Raw genomic sequence first — 25756 nt, forward strand, 5'->3', positions numbered from 1 at the left:
TTGCTCAATGTTATAAGCCCGGCTAACGTGACTGAGAACGCAAGAGCGGTAGAGATACCAGATGCGGTGATAGTTAAGAAGCCAAAGCCTAAAAATTCCGATGTTACTCTTGAAAAAGCCGGCATCGAGACCGATAAATTTGATAAGACGACACGAAAGGCGCTGCAGGAATATTTTGCCGAGCAGTATAACGAGCTGGTCAGGAACGCCAAGGCCGAATCCGCAAGGATAGAGGAGGAGTGCAAGGCAAGAGTTGACAGCTCGCTCAGAGAGGCAAGGGAAATAACCGAAAACGCTAAGGAAGAAGCAAAAAAGATAATAGACGAGGCGATAGCCCAGGGCGAGGATCTCAAAGAGCAGGCAAAGCTCGAGGGATTTGAGGAGGGCAAGCGTATCAAGGCGCAGGAGACCGACGAGATGTTCAAGGCAGTCGCCAAGCAGATAGATGAGATAAAGACAGCACAGCAGCAGGCATTCGATGAGTATGCCGAGCAGCTTAAGTTCTTCGCTGTAGATGTGGCGGAGGACGTGGTAAAGAGAAAGGTCGAAAGCGATGACCTCTATCTTGAAAACATGGTAAAGCGTGCGCTGCTGGGCTTCAAGGATGCAGACTACATAAGCGTGACTATGAGCGAGAACCTCTCGATGCTTGCTAAAAAGCTCAAAGAGGACCGCCACACGGCAGGCCTGCAGAACGCTGAGTTCAAGACAAATCTCCCTGAGGGGGGAAGCGTTATATTGGAAGTCAAGGAGCAGGTGATAGACGCATCGCTCCCCGTTCAGTTTGAAAATATCAGAGAATACCTCAGGAATATAGACGAGGGTGACGAGGACGATGAACAATTCCTTTGATAAGATAATCAACCTCCGGCGTGAGATGCGCCACATGAATTTCTATACAAGGCTTGGCAAGGTCGAGCAGATAGTCGGCATGATAATAGAAGTGTCAGGGCTGCTTGCAAGCATCGGCGATGTGTGCGAGATACGCATACCGAACAAGCCGCCTGTTTTAAGCGAGGTCGTGGGCTTTCACGACGGCATAACACAGATAATGCCCTACGATGAGACAGACGGCATAGGCTACGGCAACACGGTGTACAACACCGGCAAAAAGCTGCGGGTAATGATGGGCGATAACCTTATCGGCAGAACAGTCGATGCGCTCGGAAGACCTATCGACGGGCTCGGCGAGATATCAGACGGTGTGATGCATCCTATAAGCGGCAAGGTCGCAAACCCCATGCGCCGCCCTGAGATACGAGAGCCGATAACTCTCGGTGTCAAGGCGATAGACGGTATGATAACCCTCGGCAAGGGGCAGAGAATAGGTATATTCGCAGGCTCGGGCGTTGGTAAGTCAACGCTTATGGGCATGATAGCAAGAAATGTAACGGCAGATGTCAACGTGCTCGCACTTGTCGGCGAGCGTGGCAGAGAGCTTATGGAGTTCTTAAAAAAGGATCTGGGGCCTGAGGGCCTTAAGCGCTCGGTGGTCGTGGTCGCTACATCTGATAACTCGGCAATGCTCAGAAACAAATGCGCAATGACAGCCACGGCGATAGCTGAGTATTTCAAGAACCAGGGCAAAGACGTGCTGCTGATGATGGATTCGCTGACACGTTTCTGTATGGCGCAGCGTGAGATAGGCCTTTCGACCGGCGAGCCGCCTGTTGCAAGAGGCTATCCGCCTTCGATATATGCATCGCTCCCCAAACTGCTCGAGCGCTGCGGCAACTTTGAAAACGGCTCTATCACGGGCATTTACACAGTCCTCGTTGAAGGTGATGACACCAACGAGCCTGTAGCTGACACGGTAAGAGGTATCATAGACGGTCACATAATGCTGTCAAGAAAGATAGCCATGACCAACCACTACCCGGCTATAGACGTGCTCGCATCGCTTTCAAGACTTATGAGCTCTATAGCTACTCCCGAGCAGAAGGAGTGCGCAGGGCAGATAAGAAACATGATGAGCATATACAATGATAATATAGACCTTATATCTATAGGCGCATATAAATCCGGCTCAAACCCGGCGCTCGATACGGCGATAAAGAAGATAGACGCTATAAACGGCTTCCTGATGCAGAAGGTCGATGAGAAGTTCACCTTCGAGCAGACGGTCGAGCTGATGCGCAAGATAGTCAAGGGGTAAAAGAAGATGATGGCAAATGAAGAAATTTGAGTTCTCGCTCGGCAGGATAAGGGATTACAAGAATATCCTGCTCGACAGGGAAAAGAACGTGCTCGTCGGGCTGATGATGGAGAAAAACAACATCACCGACCGCATGGAACAGCTCGATAAGGAATTTGAGCGCATAAACAACGAGATGCACGAGGAGATGCGCTCGGGGCTCAATGTAACAAGGATAAGGCTCTATGAAGCCCAGAAAAACGGCATGAGAGAGGAGCAGAGGCTCTTAGGCGACAGGCTCGACTTTTTGCAGGTGTCGATAGACAAGCAGCAGGAAAGGGTAAGCTCGCTGAAAATGGACGTTTCGGGCTATGATAACTTAGAAGCCAAAAAGCGTGAGGAATGGAACAGGCAGCTCTCAAAGGAGCAGGACCTTGTGATATCCGAATTCGTATCCCAGAAGTATACAAGAGAGCACAAAAACTACTGATACCAAATGCGGCCACGCATTTGATAATAATTGACAGAGGGCTGCCTTCTGTCAGACAAAAAACACACGGGAGGTGAATTGAATGGACGCAAACAATTTAATGGCAGTAACAACAGGCGATGCCGGTAAGGTAAACCACGCAAAGCCAAGAGCAAGGGTCGATGACAAGAATGTTCAGAATGTCGATTTTCTCGATATAGTGAACAGGCTTTCAGCAAGCCAGACGCAGAGCAGCAGCAAGGCAGGCAAGACATCAAAGCAGACAGGAGCGCAGGAGGCTTCAGGCGCACAGGAGCTTACAACAGGTGAGGTCGATAGCACAAAGACCGATAACGAGGTGCTGGGAACGCTCGATGAGATAATCAGCGAATACGGTGCTGAGAACCTGAATGCGGATATCCTTATGGAGCTGATGTCGATGTACACTACCGACAGCTCGGTTGAAGGGCTTGTAAATTCAGATGACCCCTTGCAGACAGTTCAGAGCAGCCTTTACAGCGCAGTTCTCGACAATACATCACTGCTTCGCACAGGCGGTGAGATGATAGACGAGATAGCAGACGGCTACTTTGACGACCTTGTAAATGTCATGGGCTCATCAAAGGCTCTAAACAGCCTTCTTGAAGCGCTCGGCTCGGTGCAGGATGCGGATGAGTTTGAAAGAGCTCTCAAAACTATATCGGGCATAACGGTGACAAGCGAGGTCAACGAGGTAGACAGGACTGTAAACGTGCTCAGTGAACAGCTTAATCTCTCAAAGGCAGTGAGAAGCGCACAGGCAAGCATCGAAGGCAGGGAAATGCCTGTACAGACCGATGTAGCGGCGAATGAAGCACCCATATTCGCACAGAACATCGTGAACACACAGGTACAGCCCGCACAGCAGATACAGCCTGAGCAGACAGTGCAGTCTGAGCAGTTGGTACAGACGGCCGTTCCCGAAAGCATTGCGGAAAATACAGGGTACGCACAGCCTGTGTATGCAGAGCAGAGGGAAATGACCGCACAGCCTGAACAGACAGCGCAGACAGTACAGACAGCTTTCCCCGAAACTGTCGCAGAAAATACCGGGTACGCACAGCCTGAGTATGCACAGACAAGGGAAACATCGGTACAGCCTGAGCAGACAGCACAGACGACCCCACAGCCGGTTCAGACGGAACAGGCCTTACAGCAGGTAACAGATGCGCAGACAGCGCAGCCACAGCAGGTCATGCAGACAGCACAGCCCGAAAGCGATGAAGGTGACGCAGGGTACGCACAGCCCATGCAGACAGAGCAAACGGACGATGCTTCACAGACCTACAGGCAGGCACCGACAGCGCAGCAGCCGACAACAGAGCAGAGCCATGCACCCGGCAAAGCACAGACGGCACAGCAGGAAAGGACATCAGCTCCGGTAAGAACGCAGAGCACACGCAGTACACAGCAGACTCAGCCGGCACAGGTATCAGATGCACCCACAGATACGGCAGCGCAGGCAATGGGCTTCGTGGACTACGGCAGAGGAGTGACACCCAAGGAGGTGCTCACCGAGGGAACGCCCGAGGACAAGGCAGTCTTCAATCAGACGCTCGACCTTTTATCAAGGGCTATAACCGAGGAAAGGCAGCTCTATACGGCAAGGCTCCACCCTGAGGGGTTAGGCGAGATAATCATAAGAATGGAAAAATCAAGCGCAGGTGTCGTATTCGATATCCTCGCAACCAACGAAAAGACCGCACAGCTCATCAATGCCAGACTTGCACAGCTGCAAAACGGCATGAGCGAATATGAGGCAAAGGTCAACCCTGCGGTAGTAACGGCTTCAAGCAATGCAGAGAGTATGTCGGGCTTCGGCTTTGATGATTTCTCGGGCAGCTTCGGCGGCAGGGGCGAGAACGCCTACAGCGGCAACAGACAAAGAGCCGGCACTCGCTACACCGAAGTAGGTGAAGACGAGCGTGAGGCTAAAACGACAGGATATAAGACTACCGATATCCTTAACAGAACTATATAAGAAAAGGAGGAGCACGCTATGGCAATAGACAGCTTGAATTCGGGCTACACCGCTTCGAGAAACTATACAGACCTTATGAACGGCACTGCCAAGTCAACGAGCGCTCAGAATCTTTACAACAACGTAAAGTTCTCAAACGAGGATTCGTCAAAGGTCGAAGTACAGGACTTTCTCAACCTTATGGTGACACAGCTCACAAACCAGGACTTTATGAACCCTGTTGACGATACCCAGTATCTCTCTCAGCTTGCACAGTTCTCGTCGATGAGCGCTATGCAGGAGATGGCATCATTCTCAAAGCAGAGCTTCGCTATGAGCTACCTCGGCAAAGAGGTCACAGCTTCCGTTTACAACATAGGCGGCGATGTCGAGACGACTACAGGCAAGGTGACAAGCGTTTCGTTAGTAGGCGATGACTACAAGTTCACAGTCAACGGAAAGGAATTCTCTCTTTCGGATATCAAGAGCGTTTCTGACTCTTCAAAGCCTTCTGAGACTGAGAGCACCATAACAACAGAGGCGGCTGCCGATACACAGAATACATGATATACGCTATACGAGCATGAGCGGTGATTATCCATTTTAAAGGAGAAAGGAGTCTTGGGATATGGATATTAAGATGCTAAGGCTCACAGCGCCGATTACTACGGGAATACCGCAGACAAGCACAGCAAGCGTGAACGACAGTATCGCTACGGCCAATTTCGACCAGGTGCTCAAAAGCCAGCTGCAAACGAGCGGCCTTAACTTCTCAAAGCACGCAGTCAACCGTGTGGTCGAGAGAAACATCAACGTTTCCGACGACAATATGGAAAGGCTCAATGCAGGCGTTGAGATAGCACGGGAAAAGGGGCTTGACGATACGCTCATACTTGTGGATCAGTCGGCGTATATAGTAAGCGTGAAGAACAACACCGTAATAACCACAGTTTCAAATGAAGAACTAGTGGGCAACTGCTTTACAAATATCGAAGGAACGGTTATAGTATAAGGGCCGGACCTGTTTTAGGGGGTCTTTGGCTCACACCGAATGACAGAGGGTGAGCCCGACAAAACCGTTTCATAAAAAATACTAAAATGAACGGAGGATCATATTATGATAAGAAGCTTATATTCAGGCGTTGCTGGTATGACAACACAGCAGACCAAGATGGACGTTATAGGTAACAATATATCAAACGTATCTACATACGGCTTCAAGGCAAGCCGAGTTACATTCAGAGACGTATACTATCAGACATCAAGAGCAGCTACTGAGGCTACTGCTGCCAAGGGCGGTACGAATGCGGTTCAGATAGGCTACGGCGCTAAGATAGGCTCGACAGACGTTAACCAGTCAACTTCCGTTATGGCAACAACGGGTCTTGCACTCGATGCTGCTATCACAGGTGACGGTTACTTCCAGGTAATGGACGGCGACGGCAATATCTTCTACACCAAGGCTGGTATGCTCGACGTTGACGCAGAGGGCAACCTCGTTGATATCAACGGTAACTTCGTGCTCGGTGTTTCGGGCAACAACATGAACCAGGGCGCTTCCTCACAGAAGATAAGGATATCGCTCCCCTATGAGAACCCCAACGTTTCGTCCGCAAGCGACGTTATAAACGACATCAACATAAAGGTGAGCTCCACTGCTGAGAATGCAAACGGCAACCTTTCATTCAACTTCATATCTTCAAACAATATCCCGATAGGTCAGAAGGCTGAGGCTGTTGTGACTTCAAACTCTATCACTGTAACACTTAATGCAAATGAGTCGTTTGCAAACCTCAATGAGCTTGAAAATGCTATAAACGACGCTATCACAGCAGCAAACTCGGGCGCAGCGCACCCGGCAGGCAATTTCAGGATAGACATCGACTCGGCAGCGGCTTTTAGCGAGCCTCTTACAGGTGAGCAGATAGTCGGCGCAAACTTCGGTGTCGCATCAGGTAAGATACCGCTCCCGGCAGATATATCAAGAGCATTCTCGATAAAGAGCGTGGGCGATGAGTTCAGCTACGACCAGCCTATGGATTTTGATATCGCAGTTGATGAAACAGCCGGCACCTGCACTATAACAGCAGGCGGCGGACTGTACAAGGCAGTAGTTACCAAGGAGCAGATGCAGACAACAGGTTCTGTAGTTCTCAGAAATTCTTCGGCAGATCCGGAGGATGACGACAGCTTCGTACTCACATTCCCGAACTGGAACAATGTAAGCACATATACAGGCGCACACGCAGGCACAGAGGACTGTACACCTTCCGCTCCTGCAAGGAACTTGGGCCTCGGCTCGACCTCCTTCGCACTCAACGGCGGTACTGAGGGCGGCGCACAGACCTTTGCAGACCTCACAGGTGTTGCTATAGGCTTTAACGGCATAATCTACGGCACACACCCTGCACTCGGCACTATCGAGCTCGGAAGAATAGATCTTGCGACCTTCGACAACCCGGCAGGTCTTTCGCAGGTGGGCTCCACATACTTCCAGAGAACAGTTAACTCCGGCGAGCCTCATCTGTGCATACCCGGCGAGGACGGTTCAGGCTCCATCGCAGGCGGTACACTTGAAACTTCAAACGTTGACCTCTCGCAGGAGTTCTCGGATATGATAGTTACACAGAGAGGCTTCCAGGCTTGCTCAAGACTTATCACAGTTTCCGATACTATGCTCGAGGAGCTTATAAACCTTAAGAGATAAGCACCATACAAGCAATATTTGACCCTGAGGGCGGCATAATGCCGCCCATTGTGGGGTAAATAGAAGTAAGCCGGAAAAGACGACAGGCGGGTATCATTACAGTTTCGCCCGGCTCTTGGCGCTTATTTCTGAATGGAGGGTATTGATAATGATAGTTCTGACAAGGCACAATGACACACATTTCGCACTTAATGACGACCTTATTGAAACCATCGAGGAATGCCCCGATACAACAATAAAGCTCACAAACGGCAAGATATACATCGTAGCCGAGAGCCTTCATGAAGTGATAGAAAAGATAATCGAGCACAGAAGGCAGTGCGTGAGCAATGTATTTTACGGAGCTTCGATAAAGCAATGAAAAATACTCTCATAATATAATATGCGAAAGGGGCATATCTTAAGTTATGGATATTTCATCGATCATAGGCTGGGTAGTCGGAATGGGTCTGATAGTTTTCTCTATCATGCTCGGCACCGACCCTGAAACAGGCGGCTATATGGTAACGCCGGCCTCAATAAAATCGTTTATAGATATCCCGTCTATTGCGATAGTTGTGGGCGGTACCTTCTGTGCGCTGTTCGTTTCATACCCGCTTTCAATGTTCAAGAAAATGCCTAAGCACATGGCAATGATGTTCAAGGACAAGAACAAGAACCCGAACGAGATAATCGAGCAGCTCATAGACTTTGCCAAGGAAGCAAGAATAAACGGTGTTCTCGCTCTCGAAGAAAAGGTAAAGGGTATCGAGGACAAGTTCATGCAGAATGCGCTGATGATGGTCTGCGACTCGGTAGACCCCCAGAAGGTGCAGGAAATGATGGACAACGAGCTTGACTACATGGAGGAGCGACACTCGCAGTGTCAGGGCTTTTACCTTAAAGGCTCGGACTATGCGCCTTCCTTCGGTATGATAGGTACACTTATCGGTCTTATAAACCTGCTTGGCAACCTGTCCGACTCGGATGCGCTCGCAGGAAACATGGCGGTAGCGCTTATCACGACATTCTACGGCTCGTTTTTGTCATCATTCGTGTTCAAGCCTATCGCAAACAAGCTGAAGGTAAGGCATGAGTCTGAGATGCTCTGCAAGTCGATAATCGTTGTCGGCGTTCAGGGTATACTCGCAGGCGACAACCCCAACTTCATACAGGACAAGTTAGTCAAGCTCCTGCCTGCTAACCAGAAGGCCAAGAAGGGCGGCAAGGGCGATGCAGGCAAGTTCAATGACGACGGACGTATATAATTAATAATTAATAGTTAATAATTAATAATTAAGGTGTCCTGCTGCGCAGGACGTATTATAAAAGAATTGTGCATTGTACATTGTACACCATGCATTGGAAGGGAGTGTGAGGCAGTTGGCGAGAAAAAAAGGCGGCGGTGAGGAAAGCGGCGGAAGCTGGATGGATACATACGGCGATATGGTTACGCTGCTGCTTACATTCTTTATTGTTCTCTACTCAATGTCCTCTATCGAGGAATCTAAATGGGCGGAGATAGTAAAGGCATTTAATAAAAACGGCAAAACTAAGGTCGATCAGATAGTCCTTGTGGTTGACGGCGACGGTGATTCGCCTGCGCAGAATACCGGCGACAGTGAGCCCGAGGGGCAGGGGCTGACCGAGTTTGATGAATTCTATACAGCGCTTGTTGAGTACCTCGATGAGCAGGAGGCTACCACCGAGGTGGCTGAGCAGGGCGAGGACGAGAGCAGCGATACATCAAACGGCACCAACAAGGAAAACATCTACCTCAGGTTCCAGGATATGATAGCCTTTGAGCCGGACACTGCCGTGCTCAGGGAATCAAGCTACGACTTCCTCGACTTCTTCGGTCAGAAGCTCTCGGATATCGAGGACAAGCTCGCAGTTGTTATCATCAAGGGACATACCGCGATATATGACAGCTCGGAGGTCGATGCGAGAATACTCTCCTCGGAGCGCGCAAGTACGATAGCTAACTACCTTGAAACAAATTATAATATCGAGCCCAAAAAGCTTTTCCCGCTCGGGCTCTCAAATCTCTATCCCGTTGCAGACAACAAGTCTGAAGACGGCAGAATGAAAAACAGGCGTGTTGAGATATCTATCATCGGCGTCAACTCACCGCTCATCAAGGACGACCTCTTAAAGAGCCTTATCGGTATGGATTACGACTACGATAAGCTGCTCGAGGGCAACTCGCTCGCAGATGCCGTGACAGGCGATGCAAACGAGGCAAGCGATGAGGAGAAGACCGAGGACGAAGGGGAAGAAAAGTCTGACGAAGGCTCAGAAGAAGAGTCTGATGAAGAATAATTACTGTAAGGAAGAATCATAAATGAGCAATTCTGAAGCACAAGAGCAAAACAAGGCTGCTGAAGTGACCGCCCAAAAGGCTGTTCTGTACGATTTCAGAGTGCCCAAGAAGTTCACCAAGGAGGACGTTAAGGCACTCAACCGTATAACGGACGCCTTTTCAAAGCACTTAAGCTCGGGGCTTACGGCTATGACAAGGGAAAACTGCTCGGTCTACAACCCCCGTATCGAGGAGATAAGAACGACCACATACCTTGAAAGCCTGCCTAAATTCACTATGATAGGGCTTCTGGGCTTTACGGTCTTAGACACGGAATTCCGTGACCCGAGGGTTATGTTCCACATTCCGCCGTCGCTGTCGTATCTGCTTATAGATATATTGCAGGGCGGCCCCGGAAAGACGCTGCAGATGGACAGGCAGCACACCGACTTAGAGGTGGCTATACTCAAAAACCTTATAACACGCTTCTGCGATATGCTCAGCGCCGCATGGAGCTCGCTCGTGACTACCGAGATAAGCTACGAAAAGAGCGAGACTAATCCCAAGCTGATAGATGTAAGGAGCGAGAGCGACGTAAGGCTCGTCATGAGCTTTGACGTGTCGGTGAAAAACTCTGTCTCGACTATCAGTATCGCATATTCGGCGCAGTTCCTTGAAGACCTTATGGAAAAGCTGCACGGGCAGAAGGTCGATACACAGAACTTCGAGCCTATTGATGCAGAGCGTGACCAGAGACGGCGTGAGCAGATAATAGACACGCTCAGCGAATCGAGCATCGAGCTCAAGGCAGTGTTTGCTGAGCTGACGCTTGATATGCAGGAGGTCATGAGCCTCAGGGTCGGGGATATAATACCCCTTGATAAAAAGCTGACCGATGATATTACGATAGAGGTCGATCACGTCCCGTGGTTCAAGGCAAAGCTCGGGCAGACCAACATCAAAAAGGCCGTAAAGATCACGGAAAGTATATATGATACAAACAACGAGTGAGGAGATAATTTCAGATGAGTCTTGACAGATCTAAGTTCGATAAAATATCAGAGGTGCTTTCGGACGCAGTGGGTTCGGCGCTTGATGCGCTATCTCCCATTCTCGGTGCAGACCTTAATGCACAGCCGCAGCCTGCACAGATACACACTATAAAGGATACTGACTACTCGGGCGTTATGCCTGCGATGTATTTCAATATAGTCTTTGTGGGAGATATCAGCGGCAAGGCCGTGGCAGTGTTCCGTGAGATAGATCTTGCGGTCATACTCAGGCTGCTCATGAATTCCGACAGCGATGAGATCGAGTTTGACGAGATGGGTCTCGGAATGATAAAGGAGATAATGTCTCAGGTCTCAAATAAGCTCTCCTCAAAGCTCGGCGAGTTCTTCGGGGTGGAGGCTTCGGCATCTATCTCGGCGCTCATGCAGTTTGAAGGCAACAGCGTAGTTGCAAGTGCCTTCGGCGGCAAGGAAACGGGCGAGTGCGCCACAGTAAACGTCAAGTACGAGGTCGGCACCATACTCAAGGGCAAGGCCTGCGTAACATTTGACGATATGTCGGTGAACAATCTCTCGAAATACTACGATATGACAAACAACAGCACCACACAGCAGCAGCTCACAGCTGCTCAGAACGTTCAGAGCATAGGCGCTGTCAGCAAACAGAATATGAGGCAGGCTGCAAGGCAGCCGATACAGAATACAAACGCCCCGGCGCTCAATATCTCGCCCTCGTCGTTCCCGAGGTTCGATGTGGGGGCTGATGATGACGGCATAGGGATGCCAGGAAACATGGATCTTCTTATGGAAGTGCCTATGAACGTATGCGTTGAGATAGGAAAGACAAAGAAGAAGATGAAGGAGATAATGAATTTCTCGCAGGGAACTATTATTCCCATAGACAAGCAGGCAGGCGCTCCGGTGGATATAACCGTGAACGGCCAGCTCATAGCAAGGGGCGATGTTATCGTTATTGATGACAACTTCGGTGTCAGGATAACCGAGCTTGTGAATTCAAAGAATAATATTACTTCCTGATCGGAGGAGTCAGCTTGGACATAGTAAAGAGCGTATTTACGCTTATTTTCGGGCTTATCCTCTTTGCAGGGATACTTTATCTTGCGTATATCTCCACCAAGTTCATTGGCAAGCGGTATATGATAAGCGGCAAGGGCGGGCGCAACCTGAAGATACTTGAAACAGTGTCTGTCGGCCGTGATATGACCATTGCTATAGCAAGGGCAGGCGAGAGGATATTCCTTATAGGCATAACGCCCGACCGCATAAACCTTATAAGCGAGCTTAAGGAGGAGGAGCTGCTTACCCCCTACAGCGAGGAGCAGAGCAGCAGTATACAAAAGGGCAGCATCAGCTTTGCGGATGCGCTAAAGTATAACATCAACAAGAAGCTCGGCAAAAACGAGGATATAAACGACTACCTGAAAAAAGAGGACACATCAAAAACGGCGGAGGAAAGCGATAATGAATAAGGCCCGCATGATAAAAAAACACATTCTCCGTCTGATATTCGGCTCGCTCGGGGTGATGCTGAGCATATCTCTCATGACACTCAGGGCAAATGCAGCGACTGTTGATGTGACACTTGACACAGGCGAGTCGAGCGGCTCATCAAGTGCGCTTGATCTGCTTTTCCTGTTAGCGATACTCGCACTCATACCGTCGCTTCTGCTCGTGATGACCTCGTTTACGAGGATAATCATATCGCTGTCTTTTTTAAGATCTGCTATCGGCACGCAGTCCGCACCGCCTAACCAGGTGTTGATAGGGCTTGCGTTGTTTCTGACTATATTCATAATGTTCCCGACCTTTACGCAGATAAAGGAGAACGCTTATGACCGGTATGTCAGCGGCGAGATAGGCGAGCGTGATGCGATAACCGAGGCGGGCAAGCCGCTTAAGGAGTTCATGCTAAAGCAGGTATACAACGACGATCTTGATATGTTCGTATCGCTTGCTGAGGATAAAAATATAACCGAGATCGACCACGAGGTCGTATCGGAGGATCTGACAGAGCTTCCGCTCATAGTCGTGATACCTTCGTTCATCACCAGCGAGATAAAAAGAGCATTCCTGATAGGATTTTTGTTGTATATCCCGTTTCTGATAATAGACATAGTCGTATCATCGACGCTTATGTCAATGGGTATGGTAATGCTGCCGCCGGCGACGATAGCGCTGCCGTTCAAGCTGATGCTATTTGTACTTGTAGACGGCTGGAGCTTACTGATACAGAGCCTGATAGTGGGATTCCATTAGCGGTTCGACCCCTCCCGTTTCATGGGAGGCAGCAAATGATAGTGAAAGGTGTGTAGCGCTTGACAACGGGTGATCTGCTTTCAATATTCTCACAGGCGTTTATGGTAGTGCTCAAAATTGCCGGGCCGCTGCTCATCGCCTCGATAGTCATAGGTCTGATAGTCGCTATTTTCCAGGCGGCGACACAGATACACGAGCAGACGCTCACATTCGTTCCGAAGCTTATTATCATAGCGCTTATACTGCTTGTCGCCGGAACGTGGATGATGACGCTCATGGACGACTTCTTCAAGATGATATTCGACCGCATAGCAAATCTGTAGGGGCGGAAGATATATGGCAACTCTTGGGATAAACATAGAAGACCTTCACATATACATTTTTGTATTTGTAAGGCTTGCAGCGATAATACTTTTCAACCCTGTGTTCTTCCGGGCAAGGATACCCGGGGGCGCTAAAACGGGGCTTATAATGTGCCTGACTATAATAATCGCACCGCTCGTGCCTTCCTACAGCTACGACGGCTCGACGATACAGTTTTTAGTCAGCATAATGGGGGAGTTCTTCATAGGCTTCCTGCTCGGGTTCGTGTTCAATGTTTACTACTATATGCTGATGTTTGCAGCAGACGTAATGGACACGCAGCTGGGCTTTTCGATGGCGAAGACGATGGACCCTCTCACAAACATACAGACAGCAACGATGGGCAGCTTTTTCAACATAATGTTCATGCTCTATTTCTTTGCTACCAACTCGCATCTGCTGCTTATAAACATGGCAGTCAACACCTTCGATGCAGTCGGTGCAGGGGCGGCGTACATCAGCTACGAGGGCGGATGCAGGTTTGCGATAGAGCTGTTCACATCGGTGTTCTTACTGGCAGTAAGGCTTGCGCTGCCGTTTGTAGCGGCGGAGTTCGTGCTGGAGGTATCCCTCGGCCTGCTTATGAAGCTGATACCGCAGATACACGTTTTCGTAATACAGATGCAGGGCAAGATACTCGTCGGGCTGACGCTTTTGATAGCTATGCTCATACCGGTATCGAACTTTGTTTCCGACTACATGGAGAAAATGTTTGACTCTGCAAATGATGCGATAATGTCGCTGGTGACATAGCAATGCGCAATTGCGTTTTGCAGGCATAAGTGCAGGTGATCGGCTTTTGTCATAAAACTGTTTTTGGCAAAACGCCCAATACACATTTTCAAATAATGCGGCGCAGCCGCGCACATTCATTATGCATTAAAATCAAGATTGCCGGTGCTCACAACGGGTGAGCAGGGGAGTGATGAAGTTTGGCAGGCTCGGCAGGCGATAAGACCGAAGAGGCGACCCCGAAAAAGCGGGAGGACGAGCGAAAAGAAGGTAACATATTCCAGAGCAAGGAGATAGTTATTTTAGTGACTATGCTTGCGACCTTCTTTGGATTTAAACTATTGTATCCTACCATAATGTCGGCGGCGCAGAACTTCATGCAGAAGATGTTCGTGCTGACAGGCGAGCAGGAGACCTTTGAGATATATTCTTCAAGGGAGATATTCATAGCCGCCTGCCTGTGCATAATCATCTGCTGCGGGCCGCTGCTTGCGATATCAATGGGTGCGGCGATACTGGCGACCATAGCACAGACGAAGGGGTTATTCAACATGAAATCCCTCCGCCCCAAGTTCAGCAGGATGAACCCCTTAAACGGCATCAAGAACCTCTTTTCACTGAAGGGCATCATCGAGCTTTTAAAGTCAATAGTCAAGATAGTTATTCTTTTCTACGTTATATACTCTTTCATCAAGGATAACCTTATGGTGTTCCCGAAGATGATGTATATGTCGGTGCCCGAAGCGGCGGAAAAGACGGGGAGTATGCTGTTTACGCTGTTCTACACCGTGGCCATAGCGTTTGCGTTCCTTGCAGGATTTGACTTTTTCTACCAGCGCTGGGAATACAACCGCAACCTGCGAATGACCAAGCAGGAGGTCAAGGAAGAATACAAGAACATCGAAGGTGACCCCCAGATCAAGAGCCAGCGGCGAGCACGTCAGCAGGCGCTTGCAAGGCAGCGTATGATGCAGGCAGTGCCTACGGCAGACGTTGTTATCAGAAACCCTGAGCACGTTGCGGTGGCACTCAAATACGACAGAGAGAAAAACAAAGCACCTATGATAGTTGCCAAGGGTCTTGACCATGTCGCTCTGAGGATAGTAAGGATAGCCGAGGAAAACGGCATCAAGTGCATAGAGAACAAGCTGCTTGCGAGGGCTCTTTACGCACAGACCGAGCTGCTTGACGAGATACCGCCTGAATTCTACACGGCACTTGCTGAGATAATGGCGGCAATATACAAAGAAAAGGGTGTTACGCCCGACGGAAAGCCGATAAAGAGAGTCTGACGACCTTTTTTGACAGTTAACAGTTAACAGTTGAGGCGGCGGCTGCGCCGCAGCATAAATAGATACAGAACAAAAGCAAAGGCAAAAAGGAGCAGTTGAAGTTGGGAAGGCTAAAAAGTATATTTTCTAATACCGTAGCGGTATTCATAGTGCTGATAGTTTTTCTTATCATCATACCGCTGCCGACATTCATACTTGACTTTATGTTCGTGGTGCAGTTGGGGCTGTCGCTCGTTATACTGCTTACCACACTCTATATAAAGGAAACGCTCGAATTCTCGGTGTTCCCCACCATACTTCTTGTTACCACGCTTTTGCGGCTGGGTCTTAACATATCATCGACAAGGTCTATCCTTACCAATCAGGGCTACGCCGGCGAAATGGTAAAGGCGTTCGGTGACTTCGTTATCAAGGGGCAGGTAGTCGTAGGACTTATCATATTCCTGATAATCGTTTTGGTAAACTTCCTCGTAATCACGAAAGGTTCCGAGAGAGTTGCCGAGGTCTCAGCTCGTTTTACCCTCGACGCTATGCCCGGTAAACAGATGGCGATAGATGCTGACCTTTCCTCAGGCACTATAGATGAAAAAGAAGCAAGAAGACGACGTGAGAGCATTCAGCGTGAAGCCGACTTCTTCGGCTCTATGGACGGTGCCTCGAAGTTTGTAAAGGGCGACTCGATAATGTCGATAGTCGTTACATTCATAAACCTCATAGGCGGCATAATCATAGGCTTTATCACAGGCGTGGGCGATTTTTCGACCATTGCAGGCATCTACTCGACTGCTACCGTAGGTGACGGTCTTATGTCGCAGATACCGGCGCTGCTCGTATCTGTTGCATCAGGTATGATGGTTACGAGATCGGCTTCCGAGAACAACATAAACGCTGACATCTCAAAGCAGTTCCTCTCGCAGCCGAGAGTTCTTATGATAGCAGGCATCACGCTTGAATGCCTTATCATCATAGGCTTCCCGTTTGTGCAGACTACACTTATGGCGGCTATACTCTTCGGCGGCGGAATGCTCTTGCAGAGGCAGGAGAAGCAGACAGCGCAGATAATCGAAGCGCAGGAGGCCGAGGCTGCCGAGCAGAAAGAGGAGATACAGTCAGAGGCGAGCTTTTATCGCAATATCGACAATCTCTATGGGCTTCTTAACGTAGAGCAGGTAAAGATAGAATTCGGCTACTCGCTGATACCGCTTGTTGACGAAGCGAGCGGCGGCAGCTTCCTTGACCGAGTGGTAATGTTTAGAAAACAGTTCGCACTGGAAATGGGCTTTATCATACCGCCTGTGCAGCTTAAGGACAGCGGCATACTAAACCCCAACCAGTATGTTATATATACATCAAGGGCGAGCAGGTGTCGGGCGGCGATGTGCTGGTAGACCACTACTTAGGCCTTGCCCCGAGCGAGGAAGAAGACATAATCGACGGTATCGAGACTATAGAGCCGGCATTCGGCATAAAGGCAAAATGGATAAGCGAAGACAAGAAGGTCAAGGCAGAGCTTATGGGCTACACGCTCATTGACCCGACATCTGTGATAATAACGCATCTTTCAGAGATAATAAAGGCGCACGCACACGAGCTTTTAAACAGGCAGGAGGTTAACAATATGCTTGAAAACCTCGCCAAGACGAACGAAGCGCTCGTGCGTGAGATAGTGCCGGGCATAGTGCCTGTAAGTGATTTACAGAAGGTGCTTTGCAAGCTGCTTGAAGAAAAGGTGCCTATAAGAGACCTTGAAACGATACTTGAAACGCTCGCTGACTATGCGCCGAGGATAAAGGACATAGATATGCTCACAGAGTATGTAAGGCAGGCGCTCAAGAGGACGATATCGCACAAGTTCTCAGAGGCTGGGCAGATAAAGGTGATAACGCTCGATGCGAACATCGAGAACGCTATCATGGGCTCAGTCAAGAAGATGGATTCGGGCTCTTACCTTGCGCTTGATCAGGTGACGATACAGAAGATAATCGTCGCCACAACAGCAGAGCTTGACAAGATAAAGGACGTAGTAAGCGAGCTTGTTATAGTTACCTCGCCGGTCGTGCGAATATACTTCAAGAAGCTGATAGACCAGTTCTACCAGAACGTAAACGTCCTCTCCTTCAACGAGATAGACAACAACGTGCAGCTGCAGGCATTAGGCCATATAACTATGGAGCAATAACGGTTAATAATTATCAGTTAACAGTTAACAGTTATTGTATCGCCCTGCGGGCGATAGATGCCCATTCGGGCGGTGTATTGTCAGTTAAAGCTGACAAGTCACATTATCCGGCAATCGTCCGGTCTGCAATTTGCGGCAAAGCCGTTTTAAAATACGTCCTGCGAAGCAGGACACATCAACTGTTAACTGTTAACTATTAACTGTTAACTGACAAAGGTGGTGAGTATGTGAATTTTCATAAGAACAAGGATACCTACACGGACGAGCAGTTCTTGCAGAAGCTGCTGGAATACCGCAGGACAAAGAGCAATTCGGTGAGAAACGATATCGTTATGAATTTTGCATACATACCGCAGACAGCGGCTATACAGCTGCGAGGGCTCGCAAACGGCTATGCGCAGGTCGATGACATGGTGAACCAGGGCATAATAACCCTTATGGACTGCATCGACAGCTTTGACGAGAACAAGGGCATCAGCTTTGAATACTACGCATTCATGCGTGTAAGAGGCGCTATCATAGACCTTGTGAGAAAGCAGGACTGGGTGCCGAGGCGAGTAAGAGAGCAGGACAAGAAGATAAACAAGTCAAGGCAGGAGCTTTCACATATACTCATGCGTGAGCCGACGGACAACGAGCTTGCGGATTTCATGGGGCTGACCCCTGAGAAGCTGTCAAATATGCAGGCCGAGGTCAACGGTGCGGCTGTGCTCTCGTTTGAGGAGCTCATACAGAATATGTCGCAGATGGGAACATCTCTTGAAGCAGAGGGCGAGAGCCCTGAGAAGAAGGTGCTCTCACAGGAACTCAAAAAGGTGCTTGCCAGAGCTATAGACGAGCTCGGCGAGAGAGAGCGGCTCGTTATATCGCTTTACTACTACGAGAACCTGACATTTGCAGACATAGCGCAGGTGCTTGACGTATCGGTACAGCGTGCGTCGCAGATAAATGCAAAGGCAGTCAGCAAGCTGAAAGCGGCGCTGGAAGGATACGTTAACAGTTAAGGTGTGCGGCTGCACCGCACGGTATTTAAAATACATCGCCGGGGGCGAGACCTAAATCGTGCATCATGCACTGAAGAAAGGATAATACTTATGCTTAGAGGATATTACAGCGCAGCATCGGGTATGCTGGTCGGGCAGAGAAATCTTAATGTCATAGGTCAGAATATAGTCAATTCGCAGACGGCAGGCTACAGGGCACAGAGAGTCGTGCAGTCTACCTTCGATCAGGAGCTCGTGACAAGATACGAGGGCGGCGTATACACAAAAATAGGTGACGCATCGCAGACAAACCTTGTCGAGACAGTTGACACGATAGTCAATGAGGCATCAATCTACGAGACTGAGAACCCATACGACATGGCTATTCTCTCAGACGGATACTTCAACGTAAACGGTGCCGAGGGCAGAACGTTCATGACAAGAAACGGCAGCTTCTCGCTCGATGACGAGGGGTATTTACAGCTTGAGGGTGTAGGCAGAGTGCAGGGCGAGAACGGCGACATATACGTCGGCGGAAACAACTTCACTATGGATACTCTCGGCAACATATATGACGTAAACGGCCAGTTTTCCGGCAGGCTGCTCATAACAAGGCCGGCAGAGGATTCGCAGATACTCAAATTCCAGAACGGCCTGTTCATAACCGACAACGTTGAGCAGGTAGACAACGCCGAGGTCATAAACTACGGCTACGAGCGCTCGAATGTTGACATGAACGATGAATACACACGTCTTATGGAAGCTCAGGCGGCTTTCAAAGCGTGCAGCACGGCGCTTTCGACGATAAACCAGCTCAACATGAAGTCTGCATCGCAGATAGCGTCTATCAGCTAAGGGGGCGTTTGAATGAACATAGCATTTTACGTTGGGCGCAGCGGTATTATCGCCCACTCGAACAGCCTTAACATATCGGCGCAGAACGTTACCAACGTGAGCTCGATAGGCTACAAGGCTACCACTACTGATTTTCGTGAACTTATATACAATCAGATGGATCAGAACATAAACAAGCAGCTTGACAACGAGCACAAGATACTTAACGGGCATGGCGTCAAGGTGCAGTCTGACCCGTTGCAGTTCTCACAGGGGCAGTTCCAGATGACTGAGTATGACCTTGACTTTGCGCTTGCGAGCGACAACTGCCTTTTCGCAGTTGACAGGAGGGGGACTACACAGTACACCCGAAACGGTGCGTTCGATGCGAGCGTTGAGGGCGACAACATCTATCTTGTGACGACTGACGGCGCTTATGTGCTCGACAACAACAACCAGAAGATAACCATACCCAAGGACGAGACAGGCAGGCTCGACATCGAGGGGCTAAAGGACAGGATAGGCGTTTTCTACTTTGAGAACCCCTATGCGCTTTTCCGCTACGACGGGCAGAGCTTTGCACCGACAGCCGAGAGCGGCGAGCCGCAGGTGGCAACGCCCGGGCAGTATGACATCCTGCAGGGGGCTATCGAGCGCTCGAACACCAACCTTGCAAAGGAAATGAGCGACATAATAGTTACTCAGAAGGCATATGCTTTCTCAGCAAAGGTGGTACAGACGGCTGACGAGGTCGAGGACATAGTAAACAACCTGAGGCAGGGATGATAAATGGGAAACGGCCGGCTTGAACAGGAATACCGGATAGAATACAAGGGCGAATACGCAGGCACATACTCTTTCTATAACGGGAACGAGGCAACGCTCATACTCAGCTTAAGCGGCAATGAGGAGCTCAGAGAGGCTTTGGCAGCGCTCGGATACAGCAAGGAGCGCTATGAGCAGAAAAAGCCCAGGGGGTTCTTCTTTGAGATGATAAATGAAGAAAACCGTGACAAGAGCAGGAAACGCCCCATATACACAAGCGGTGATCTCAGGCTCGAGCGTATACCAAGACAAACAGAAGACAGCTTTTCCGTTTACCGCAGAATGGCAAGCGAGGGAGCGGCTGACTATTCGCCGCTTGCGCACGAAGCACCGCACTGCGTGGGAGGGAAGGCCGTCGAAGACATGACCGAGTGGGCTAACTGGTACAGCTTTGACAAGTTCGATGACGGCACATATCAGGCATCGCTTGACGAGGCGTGGTACGGCGGCTACGGCCACAATGAAGGCGGCACGATACACGTTGACATCCCCGAGGAGTGGTTTGAGCTCTCATATGATGAGTTTCTGGAGAGAGTGGTGACGCTCTCGTCGGCTGCTCATTACGGCTTTACTGCGGATATGCTAAAAGAGCGCAAGGGCTTGAAGGAGTTCTTCGGGTTTTAGTATATGCCCTTTTATTAACCTAAGGGTAACATGAAAACATTAAGGCAACACCGCACAACCACCGGCGGATACCTTTGCACGCCATCCACTTGCAAATTTTCCGTCATATTACCCAAATTTACCTTGAAATACGTTAGTATTCCTGCGGTAAATTTAGCCAATCTGACGAAAAATTTGACTGCGTGTCTGACGTACAATGGTTGTGCGGTGTTGCCTCAAAGGCAAATCACACCAAATTTTTAACAGGCAGATATGCAACAAATATACCAACTGAACAGTTCGGTCAGGGAAGACCGTCTGTGAGGGGAAACCTCCAAACAGCAAGGAAGTGAAGAAATGGCTGATGTGACCAGAGCGGCAGTGCCGATAAATAACCGGAATATTATATCGCCCTCCCGTGAGAGCCGTAACACCAACGAGATACCGTTCGACTTTCAGGACACGAGCAAGGTAAAGCAGGCGACCCCCAACAGCGATATGCAGTCGGAGGCCAACGTTCTGCGCCAGGACGGCTCGACCACCGGCTTCTATGAGATACTGCACGACCAGGACGTGACATCGGCGTTTCTGACAAACATCTTCTTGCTAAAAGAGATAGTCGATATCCTTCCGATGAACAACGAGACTCAGACCAAGGAGATGCAGCAGCTGCTCAACAACCTCACCCTTAAGCCAGAGGAGATAGCAGGCGAGATGATGAGGCAGGAGGATATGACTACCATGTTCAAGGGCGGCCTGTTCGATATGCTCAGGGGAATGATAGAGACAAACCAGCAGCAGAACGAGGGCGACCCTCATGCTGTAAGGGAGTTTCAGAACACTGTGAGCAATTTCCTGAAGGCGCTCAACAACTCGGCATCAAAGGGAAATGTATATGACTCGGTGATGAACAACATGAGCTACATAAGAGAGCTCGTTGACGCATCGCCCAAGCTCTCGACGGCTATGGACACGCTGCTTGAAAAATTCAGCCTGTTCAACGGGGAGACGAACAATCTACAGAACACGCAGGGCTTTGAGGAGCTTTTTATGCAGCTAAAAAGCGAGGCGTTAGAAACTTTTGCTTCACTTGAAAAGAGCATACTCTACAACGACGAGATAGCAAAGAGCGTGTCAATGGCGACATACAACCTTTCACGCATTGCCCTCTCGGACGACGGCATAAGCGAGAATTTCCAGAAGCTTTTGGGGCTTATGGACAACGAGGAGCAAAAGGAGAGCTTGACAAACCTGCTGCTCGGCTTCCTTGAACAGAACGACCATGTGAGCCAGTCAAAGACTATGAATGCGCTCACAGAGCTTATCAAGAAGCAGACGGAGAACCCGGAGCTCAAGATGCTCAATTCAGAGTCGATGAACAAGATAATACAGAGCCTTTTGTCATCGCCGTGCAATTTCACACCGCTTTTGCATTACGTCATACCTGTAGAGTATGAGGACATGAATGCATCGGCTGAGATGTGGATAAACCCTGACGGCGAGAACGATGTGCCGGGCGGCACTGACGGCAGGAAGATGACGCATATGCTCATAGTCTTTGAGATAGGCGATGTAGGCAAATTTGAGACTGAGCTGTGGGTGACTGACAATGACCTGACAGTGTCTATCCTCTGCCCGGAGGAATACACTGACTTTTACAAGGACAAGATAAGAGATCTGAGAAATGATCTCAGCTTTTCAAGCTATAAAATAAAAAGCATTGACGTTGACACGCTCAGTGAGCCAAGAAGCCTTATTGAGGTGTTCAAGTCGCTGCCTGAAAGGAGAACGGGGATAAATGTTTCAATCTAAACAGAAGGCCGTAGCGCTCAAATATGACACCGAGCGTGAGAATGCCCCCGTTGTCGTTGCTTCGGGGTGCGGCGAGGTGGCAAAGAGGATAATAGATGTTGCCGAGAAAAACGGCATACCGGTATACAGAGATGACAGTGCTGCATCGCTGATGTGTATGCTACAGGTCGGCAGCTCGATACCTCCTGAGCTTTACGAGGTAATCGCAGGGATATATGTTTCCCTGCTGCGCTCGTCAAAAGAACTGCGTGATAAAATGCTTAAAGGGGTAGATGTATGAATCCGATAGATGAAAGATACTTAGGCAACGTCTGCGAGATAAGGAGCTTTGCAAACGACCTGATAGGCATAGGCGTTATCCGTGAGGTCGGTGAGGACTTTATCACCATTGGTGCAAGGGACTCGGAACTCAGGCTTTTTAACACCTTTCAGAAGATAAAGCTGAATATTTTCAACACGAAGGTCGGCTTTACAGTTATTATCTGCGAGGTGCTGGCTTCGACAAGGAAGATGCTCAGAGTCGTTTCTCCTATAAAGATAGTTGACCACGAAAGGCGGCAGGGGTTCAGAGTTTCTGTTGACCTGCACGCAAGGATATCCATAAGCCGTGAGAAGCTCGAAAGCGGCGACTACGAAGACTTACAGGTAGTATGGATAAAGGATATGTCGATATGCGGCCTCAGGATACATTCTGACAAGAATTATATCCTCGGGCAGGTGGTGTGGCTGATGTTCGAGCTCGATGAGAGGACAAAGCTGACAGTCAAGGCGCAGTTTGTGCGTGATTCGGGCGTTGACGGGAATGAGAATATGCGTGAGTACGGCATAAAGCTGCTCTTTGATAAGGAGGAGGACAGCGACAAGCTGTGTTCATATCTTTTCAAGGCGCAGAGAGAGCAGAGCCAGAAGATAAGGTGACTTAAGGCAGACCTTGGAAAGATTGACAAATTCAAATATTTATAGTATAATATAAGGTGGACAAGACCATTTCTGAAAAGGAAAGAGGTGAGGCAGCAGGTGAAAAGAAGAATAATCATAAGCATATGTGCGGCGGTGTTCATGTTCGGTATAATAGGCATACTTAACCGCACACCCACAGTAACTATCGGCGTGGTGACACTGTCTGAGGGAACTGACGAGCGTGAGCTGAAGGGCTACGAGATAAGCACCCTGAGAAACGGCGAGACGACCCACACAGAGGAGGAGCCAGACATCAAGAGCCTTGCTGCTGAGCTCACATCGGTTGAGCAGGAGGTAATGAAGAACAGCTCGGCCAATGCAGTTCACGTCAACACTAACATGAGCGTGGCTTTCGCCGGAGGAAAGTATGTTGACGATGTTACCTACACTGTATTCTCGACAAGCGGCGAGATGATATCAAACCCTGCCGCCCAGCTCAATATCCCGACAAAGGACATCGACTCCTGCGTGGTAAGGATAGACGTAAAATGGGGCAGGACGAAGAATTACAAGGAATACTACTACTTCTTCAGGATAGACTATGACAAGCAGGCTTAAAAAGCACTTGCAGCGTGATGCGGCAGGTGCTTTTTTATGTGTGCAGGAGTATACATACGAAGGCTTTGGCACAAACAGGCATAGAAAAAAGGCTGTCGCAATATGCAACAGCCTTTGGATCTTTATATTATGCTTGGTAGCACTTGAACATTTCCTCTGTCAATGCCTTGTCCTCGTCGTTTTGCTTTGTGATAAGGCTTACTACCGGAACTACCACAAGGCCTAACAGCATGGTGAATGCACCTGCGTTAACGGGAGAAGCAAGGTTGAGCTCGCCGAGCTTTGTGGGAGCGTCGGAGATGATGCCGAATGTGTAGATGAGCATATGCACTACAGTTATGCCGACACCGCAGATGAAGCTCGCCATAACGGCTGCCTTTGTAACGCCCTTCCAGAAAAGGCCGTACATAAAGGGAGCAAGGAAAGCACCTGCCAGAGCGCCCCAGCTGATACCCATAAGGGAGGAGATGACCATTGTATCCTGCTTTGAACCTCTTAATGAATATACAGCTATAGATACCGAGATAAGGAGGAATACTGCGATGAATATCCTCATCGTGCGTACTTCTTCCTTATCACTCATGTTCTTCTTAAGGGGCTTGATAAGGTCGATAGTGAGTGTCGAGCTCGATGTGAGAACGAGCGATGAAAGTGTTGACATAGATGCTGAGAGAACGAGCACTATGATAAGTGCGAACAGTCCGCTTGAGAGCGAATCCATCATCGAGGGAACGATAGCATCAAAGCCCTCGACAGGTGCGCCTGCTTCGTTTGCGTCCATAAACAGTCTGCCAAAGCCGCCTAAGAAGTAGCAGCCGCCTGCAACGACTACAGCGAACACTGTAGAAACTACTGTACCTGTGACAACTGCCTTGTCGTCCTTGATAGCGTAGAACTTCTGCACCATCTGAGGAAGACCCCATGTGCCGAGCGATGTGAGGATTATAACGCCCACAAGGTTTACAGGGTCAGGACCCATGAGAGAGTTGTAAACTTCTGTGTTGCCATTTGCGTCGGGTATCACGCCCATAGCTTCGAGCGAGCCGGAGAAGCCGCCGTTGACATTGAGCACAGCCACAACGACTGCAACAATGCCTATGAGCATTATTATGCCCTGGATAAAGTCGTTAAGAGCCGTAGCCTTATAGCCGCCCATGATAACATACACAGCGGTGAATATAGCCATAGCCACGATGCACCACTCATAGTCGATATGGAAGCTCTTTTCAAAAAGCCTTGAAAGGCCGTTATAAACTGATGCTGTGTAGGGAATAAGGAATATAAAGATTATGAGCGCCGAAACTGTTTTGAGCGTCTTGGAATTAAAACGCTTCTCAAAGAATTCGGGCATCGTCTTTGCATCTATGTGCTTTGTCATAGCTCTTGTGCGCTTGCCGAGAATGAGCCACGCCAGGAGCGAGCCTATCACGGCATTGCCTATGCCTATCCATGTTGAAGCCACACCGTATGCCCAGCCGAACTTGCCGGCATAGCCTACGAAGATAACAGCCGAGAAATAGCTCGTGCCGTATGCAAAGGCCGTGAACCACGGGCCGAGTGCTCTGCCGCCGAGCACGAAATCAGAAACGCTTGCTGTTTTCCTCTTGTAGTAAACACCGATACCCACCATAAGTATCAGGTACACGCAGAGGACGATCCACCTTGTTACCATTTTTGATATCTACCTGCCTTTATTCCCCGTTAAGGGGTATTTGATGATTTGTTATTCTGCTTTAAC

At 49.3% G+C, this 25756-nt stretch carries 28 protein-coding genes; 27 read left to right on the plus strand and 1 reads right to left on the minus strand.

Annotated features, from left to right (window positions below):
* From CD05_RS0116130 to CD05_RS0116255, 27 genes are all read left to right on the plus strand, one after another.
* Nucleotides 1–852 carry a FliH/SctL family protein gene (locus tag CD05_RS0116130; protein ID WP_028511347.1) on the plus strand — a complete coding sequence of 284 codons (852 nt, stop codon included), beginning with the start codon at nt 1–3 and terminating at the stop codon, nt 850–852.
* Nucleotides 836–2155 carry a FliI/YscN family ATPase gene (locus CD05_RS0116135; RefSeq protein ID WP_084262233.1) on the plus strand — a complete coding sequence of 440 codons (1320 nt, stop codon included), beginning with the start codon at nt 836–838 and terminating at the stop codon, nt 2153–2155. The genes CD05_RS0116130 and CD05_RS0116135 overlap by 17 nt, the downstream gene beginning before the upstream one ends.
* A gap of 16 nt (nt 2156–2171) precedes the next feature.
* Nucleotides 2172–2624, plus strand: a complete 453-nt coding sequence (locus CD05_RS0116140) for a flagellar FliJ family protein (RefSeq protein WP_028511349.1) — start codon at nt 2172–2174, stop codon at nt 2622–2624.
* An 82-nt stretch (nt 2625–2706) separates the two neighbouring features.
* Nucleotides 2707–4623, plus strand: a complete 1917-nt coding sequence (locus CD05_RS0116145) for a flagellar hook-length control protein FliK (protein WP_028511350.1) — start codon at nt 2707–2709, stop codon at nt 4621–4623.
* 18 nt (nt 4624–4641) lie between these two features.
* Complete coding sequence (locus tag CD05_RS19155; protein ID WP_051589087.1) at nt 4642–5169, plus strand: flagellar hook capping FlgD N-terminal domain-containing protein; 528 nt, start codon at nt 4642–4644, stop codon at nt 5167–5169.
* 61 nt (nt 5170–5230) lie between these two features.
* On the plus strand, nt 5231–5614 hold the full coding sequence (locus CD05_RS0116155; RefSeq protein WP_028511351.1) for a TIGR02530 family flagellar biosynthesis protein: 384 nt from the start codon (nt 5231–5233) through the stop codon (nt 5612–5614).
* A gap of 105 nt (nt 5615–5719) precedes the next feature.
* The gene (locus CD05_RS0116160) at nt 5720–7309 is read left to right on the plus strand and encodes a flagellar hook-basal body complex protein (protein ID WP_028511352.1); all 1590 of its coding nucleotides are present in this window, start codon (nt 5720–5722) and stop codon (nt 7307–7309) included.
* Between the two features lie 148 nt (nt 7310–7457).
* Nucleotides 7458–7670, plus strand: a complete 213-nt coding sequence (locus CD05_RS0116165; RefSeq protein ID WP_028511353.1) for a flagellar FlbD family protein — start codon at nt 7458–7460, stop codon at nt 7668–7670.
* A 46-nt stretch (nt 7671–7716) separates the two neighbouring features.
* Entirely contained in the window at nt 7717–8556 is an 840-nt protein-coding gene (locus CD05_RS19160; protein ID WP_037323106.1) for a motility protein A, read from the plus strand.
* 115 nt (nt 8557–8671) lie between these two features.
* Nucleotides 8672–9610 carry a flagellar motor protein MotB gene (locus CD05_RS0116175; RefSeq protein ID WP_028511354.1) on the plus strand — a complete coding sequence of 313 codons (939 nt, stop codon included), beginning with the start codon at nt 8672–8674 and terminating at the stop codon, nt 9608–9610.
* 22 nt (nt 9611–9632) lie between these two features.
* Nucleotides 9633–10601 (plus strand): FliM/FliN family flagellar motor switch protein, encoded by a 969-nt coding sequence (locus tag CD05_RS0116180; RefSeq protein WP_028511355.1) that lies wholly within the window; start codon nt 9633–9635, stop codon nt 10599–10601.
* Nucleotides 10602–10615: 14 nt separating this feature from the next.
* Nucleotides 10616–11638: a flagellar motor switch protein FliN gene (fliN, locus tag CD05_RS20165; protein WP_028511356.1), complete on the plus strand. Its 1023-nt coding sequence runs from the start codon at nt 10616–10618 to the stop codon at nt 11636–11638.
* Nucleotides 11639–11652: 14 nt separating this feature from the next.
* Entirely contained in the window at nt 11653–12090 is a 438-nt protein-coding gene (locus CD05_RS0116190) for a flagellar biosynthetic protein FliO (RefSeq protein ID WP_028511357.1), read from the plus strand.
* Nucleotides 12083–12877 (plus strand): flagellar type III secretion system pore protein FliP, encoded by a 795-nt coding sequence (fliP, locus tag CD05_RS0116195; protein WP_028511358.1) that lies wholly within the window; start codon nt 12083–12085, stop codon nt 12875–12877. Before CD05_RS0116190 ends, fliP begins: the two co-directional genes overlap by 8 nt.
* A 59-nt stretch (nt 12878–12936) precedes the next feature.
* Complete coding sequence (fliQ, locus tag CD05_RS0116200) at nt 12937–13200, plus strand: flagellar biosynthesis protein FliQ (protein WP_028511359.1); 264 nt, start codon at nt 12937–12939, stop codon at nt 13198–13200.
* A 13-nt stretch (nt 13201–13213) separates the two neighbouring features.
* On the plus strand, nt 13214–13993 hold the full coding sequence (locus CD05_RS19170) for a flagellar biosynthetic protein FliR (RefSeq protein WP_037323108.1): 780 nt from the start codon (nt 13214–13216) through the stop codon (nt 13991–13993).
* A gap of 179 nt (nt 13994–14172) precedes the next feature.
* Nucleotides 14173–15264 (plus strand): flagellar biosynthesis protein FlhB, encoded by a 1092-nt coding sequence (flhB, locus tag CD05_RS0116210; RefSeq protein WP_028511360.1) that lies wholly within the window; start codon nt 14173–14175, stop codon nt 15262–15264.
* A gap of 101 nt (nt 15265–15365) precedes the next feature.
* On the plus strand, nt 15366–16652 hold the full coding sequence (locus tag CD05_RS21420; protein ID WP_347495377.1) for a flagellar biosynthesis protein FlhA: 1287 nt from the start codon (nt 15366–15368) through the stop codon (nt 16650–16652).
* Nucleotides 16628–17443 (plus strand): FHIPEP family type III secretion protein, encoded by an 816-nt coding sequence (locus CD05_RS21425; protein WP_347495378.1) that lies wholly within the window; start codon nt 16628–16630, stop codon nt 17441–17443. Before CD05_RS21420 ends, CD05_RS21425 begins: the two co-directional genes overlap by 25 nt.
* Before the next feature lie 227 nt (nt 17444–17670).
* Nucleotides 17671–18447: a FliA/WhiG family RNA polymerase sigma factor gene (locus tag CD05_RS0116220; protein ID WP_051589088.1), complete on the plus strand. Its 777-nt coding sequence runs from the start codon at nt 17671–17673 to the stop codon at nt 18445–18447.
* Between the two features lie 90 nt (nt 18448–18537).
* Nucleotides 18538–19281, plus strand: a complete 744-nt coding sequence (locus CD05_RS0116225) for a flagellar hook-basal body complex protein (protein WP_028511362.1) — start codon at nt 18538–18540, stop codon at nt 19279–19281.
* A gap of 12 nt (nt 19282–19293) precedes the next feature.
* Nucleotides 19294–20046, plus strand: coding sequence for a flagellar hook-basal body protein (locus CD05_RS0116230; protein WP_028511363.1), 753 nt, complete (start codon nt 19294–19296; stop codon nt 20044–20046).
* A 3-nt stretch (nt 20047–20049) separates the two neighbouring features.
* Complete coding sequence (locus CD05_RS0116235; RefSeq protein ID WP_028511364.1) at nt 20050–20709, plus strand: hypothetical protein; 660 nt, start codon at nt 20050–20052, stop codon at nt 20707–20709.
* A gap of 336 nt (nt 20710–21045) precedes the next feature.
* Entirely contained in the window at nt 21046–22500 is a 1455-nt protein-coding gene (locus CD05_RS0116240; RefSeq protein ID WP_028511365.1) for a hypothetical protein, read from the plus strand.
* Nucleotides 22487–22780 carry an EscU/YscU/HrcU family type III secretion system export apparatus switch protein gene (locus CD05_RS0116245; RefSeq protein ID WP_028511366.1) on the plus strand — a complete coding sequence of 98 codons (294 nt, stop codon included), beginning with the start codon at nt 22487–22489 and terminating at the stop codon, nt 22778–22780. The genes CD05_RS0116240 and CD05_RS0116245 overlap by 14 nt, the downstream gene beginning before the upstream one ends.
* Nucleotides 22777–23418: a PilZ domain-containing protein gene (locus tag CD05_RS0116250; RefSeq protein WP_028511367.1), complete on the plus strand. Its 642-nt coding sequence runs from the start codon at nt 22777–22779 to the stop codon at nt 23416–23418. The genes CD05_RS0116245 and CD05_RS0116250 overlap by 4 nt, the downstream gene beginning before the upstream one ends.
* A gap of 99 nt (nt 23419–23517) precedes the next feature.
* The gene (locus tag CD05_RS0116255) at nt 23518–24018 is read left to right on the plus strand and encodes a hypothetical protein (RefSeq protein ID WP_028511368.1); all 501 of its coding nucleotides are present in this window, start codon (nt 23518–23520) and stop codon (nt 24016–24018) included.
* A 127-nt stretch (nt 24019–24145) separates the two neighbouring features.
* Here the strand turns inward: CD05_RS0116255 and CD05_RS0116260 are convergent, their stop codons facing one another.
* On the minus strand, nt 24146–25690 hold the full coding sequence (locus CD05_RS0116260; RefSeq protein ID WP_028511369.1) for a sodium/solute symporter: 1545 nt from the start codon (nt 25688–25690) through the stop codon (nt 24146–24148).
* Between the last annotated feature and the right edge of the window lie 66 nt (nt 25691–25756).

This window comes from Ruminococcus sp. NK3A76 (assembly GCF_000686125.1).
Lineage (GTDB): Bacteria > Bacillota > Clostridia > Oscillospirales > Ruminococcaceae > NK3A76.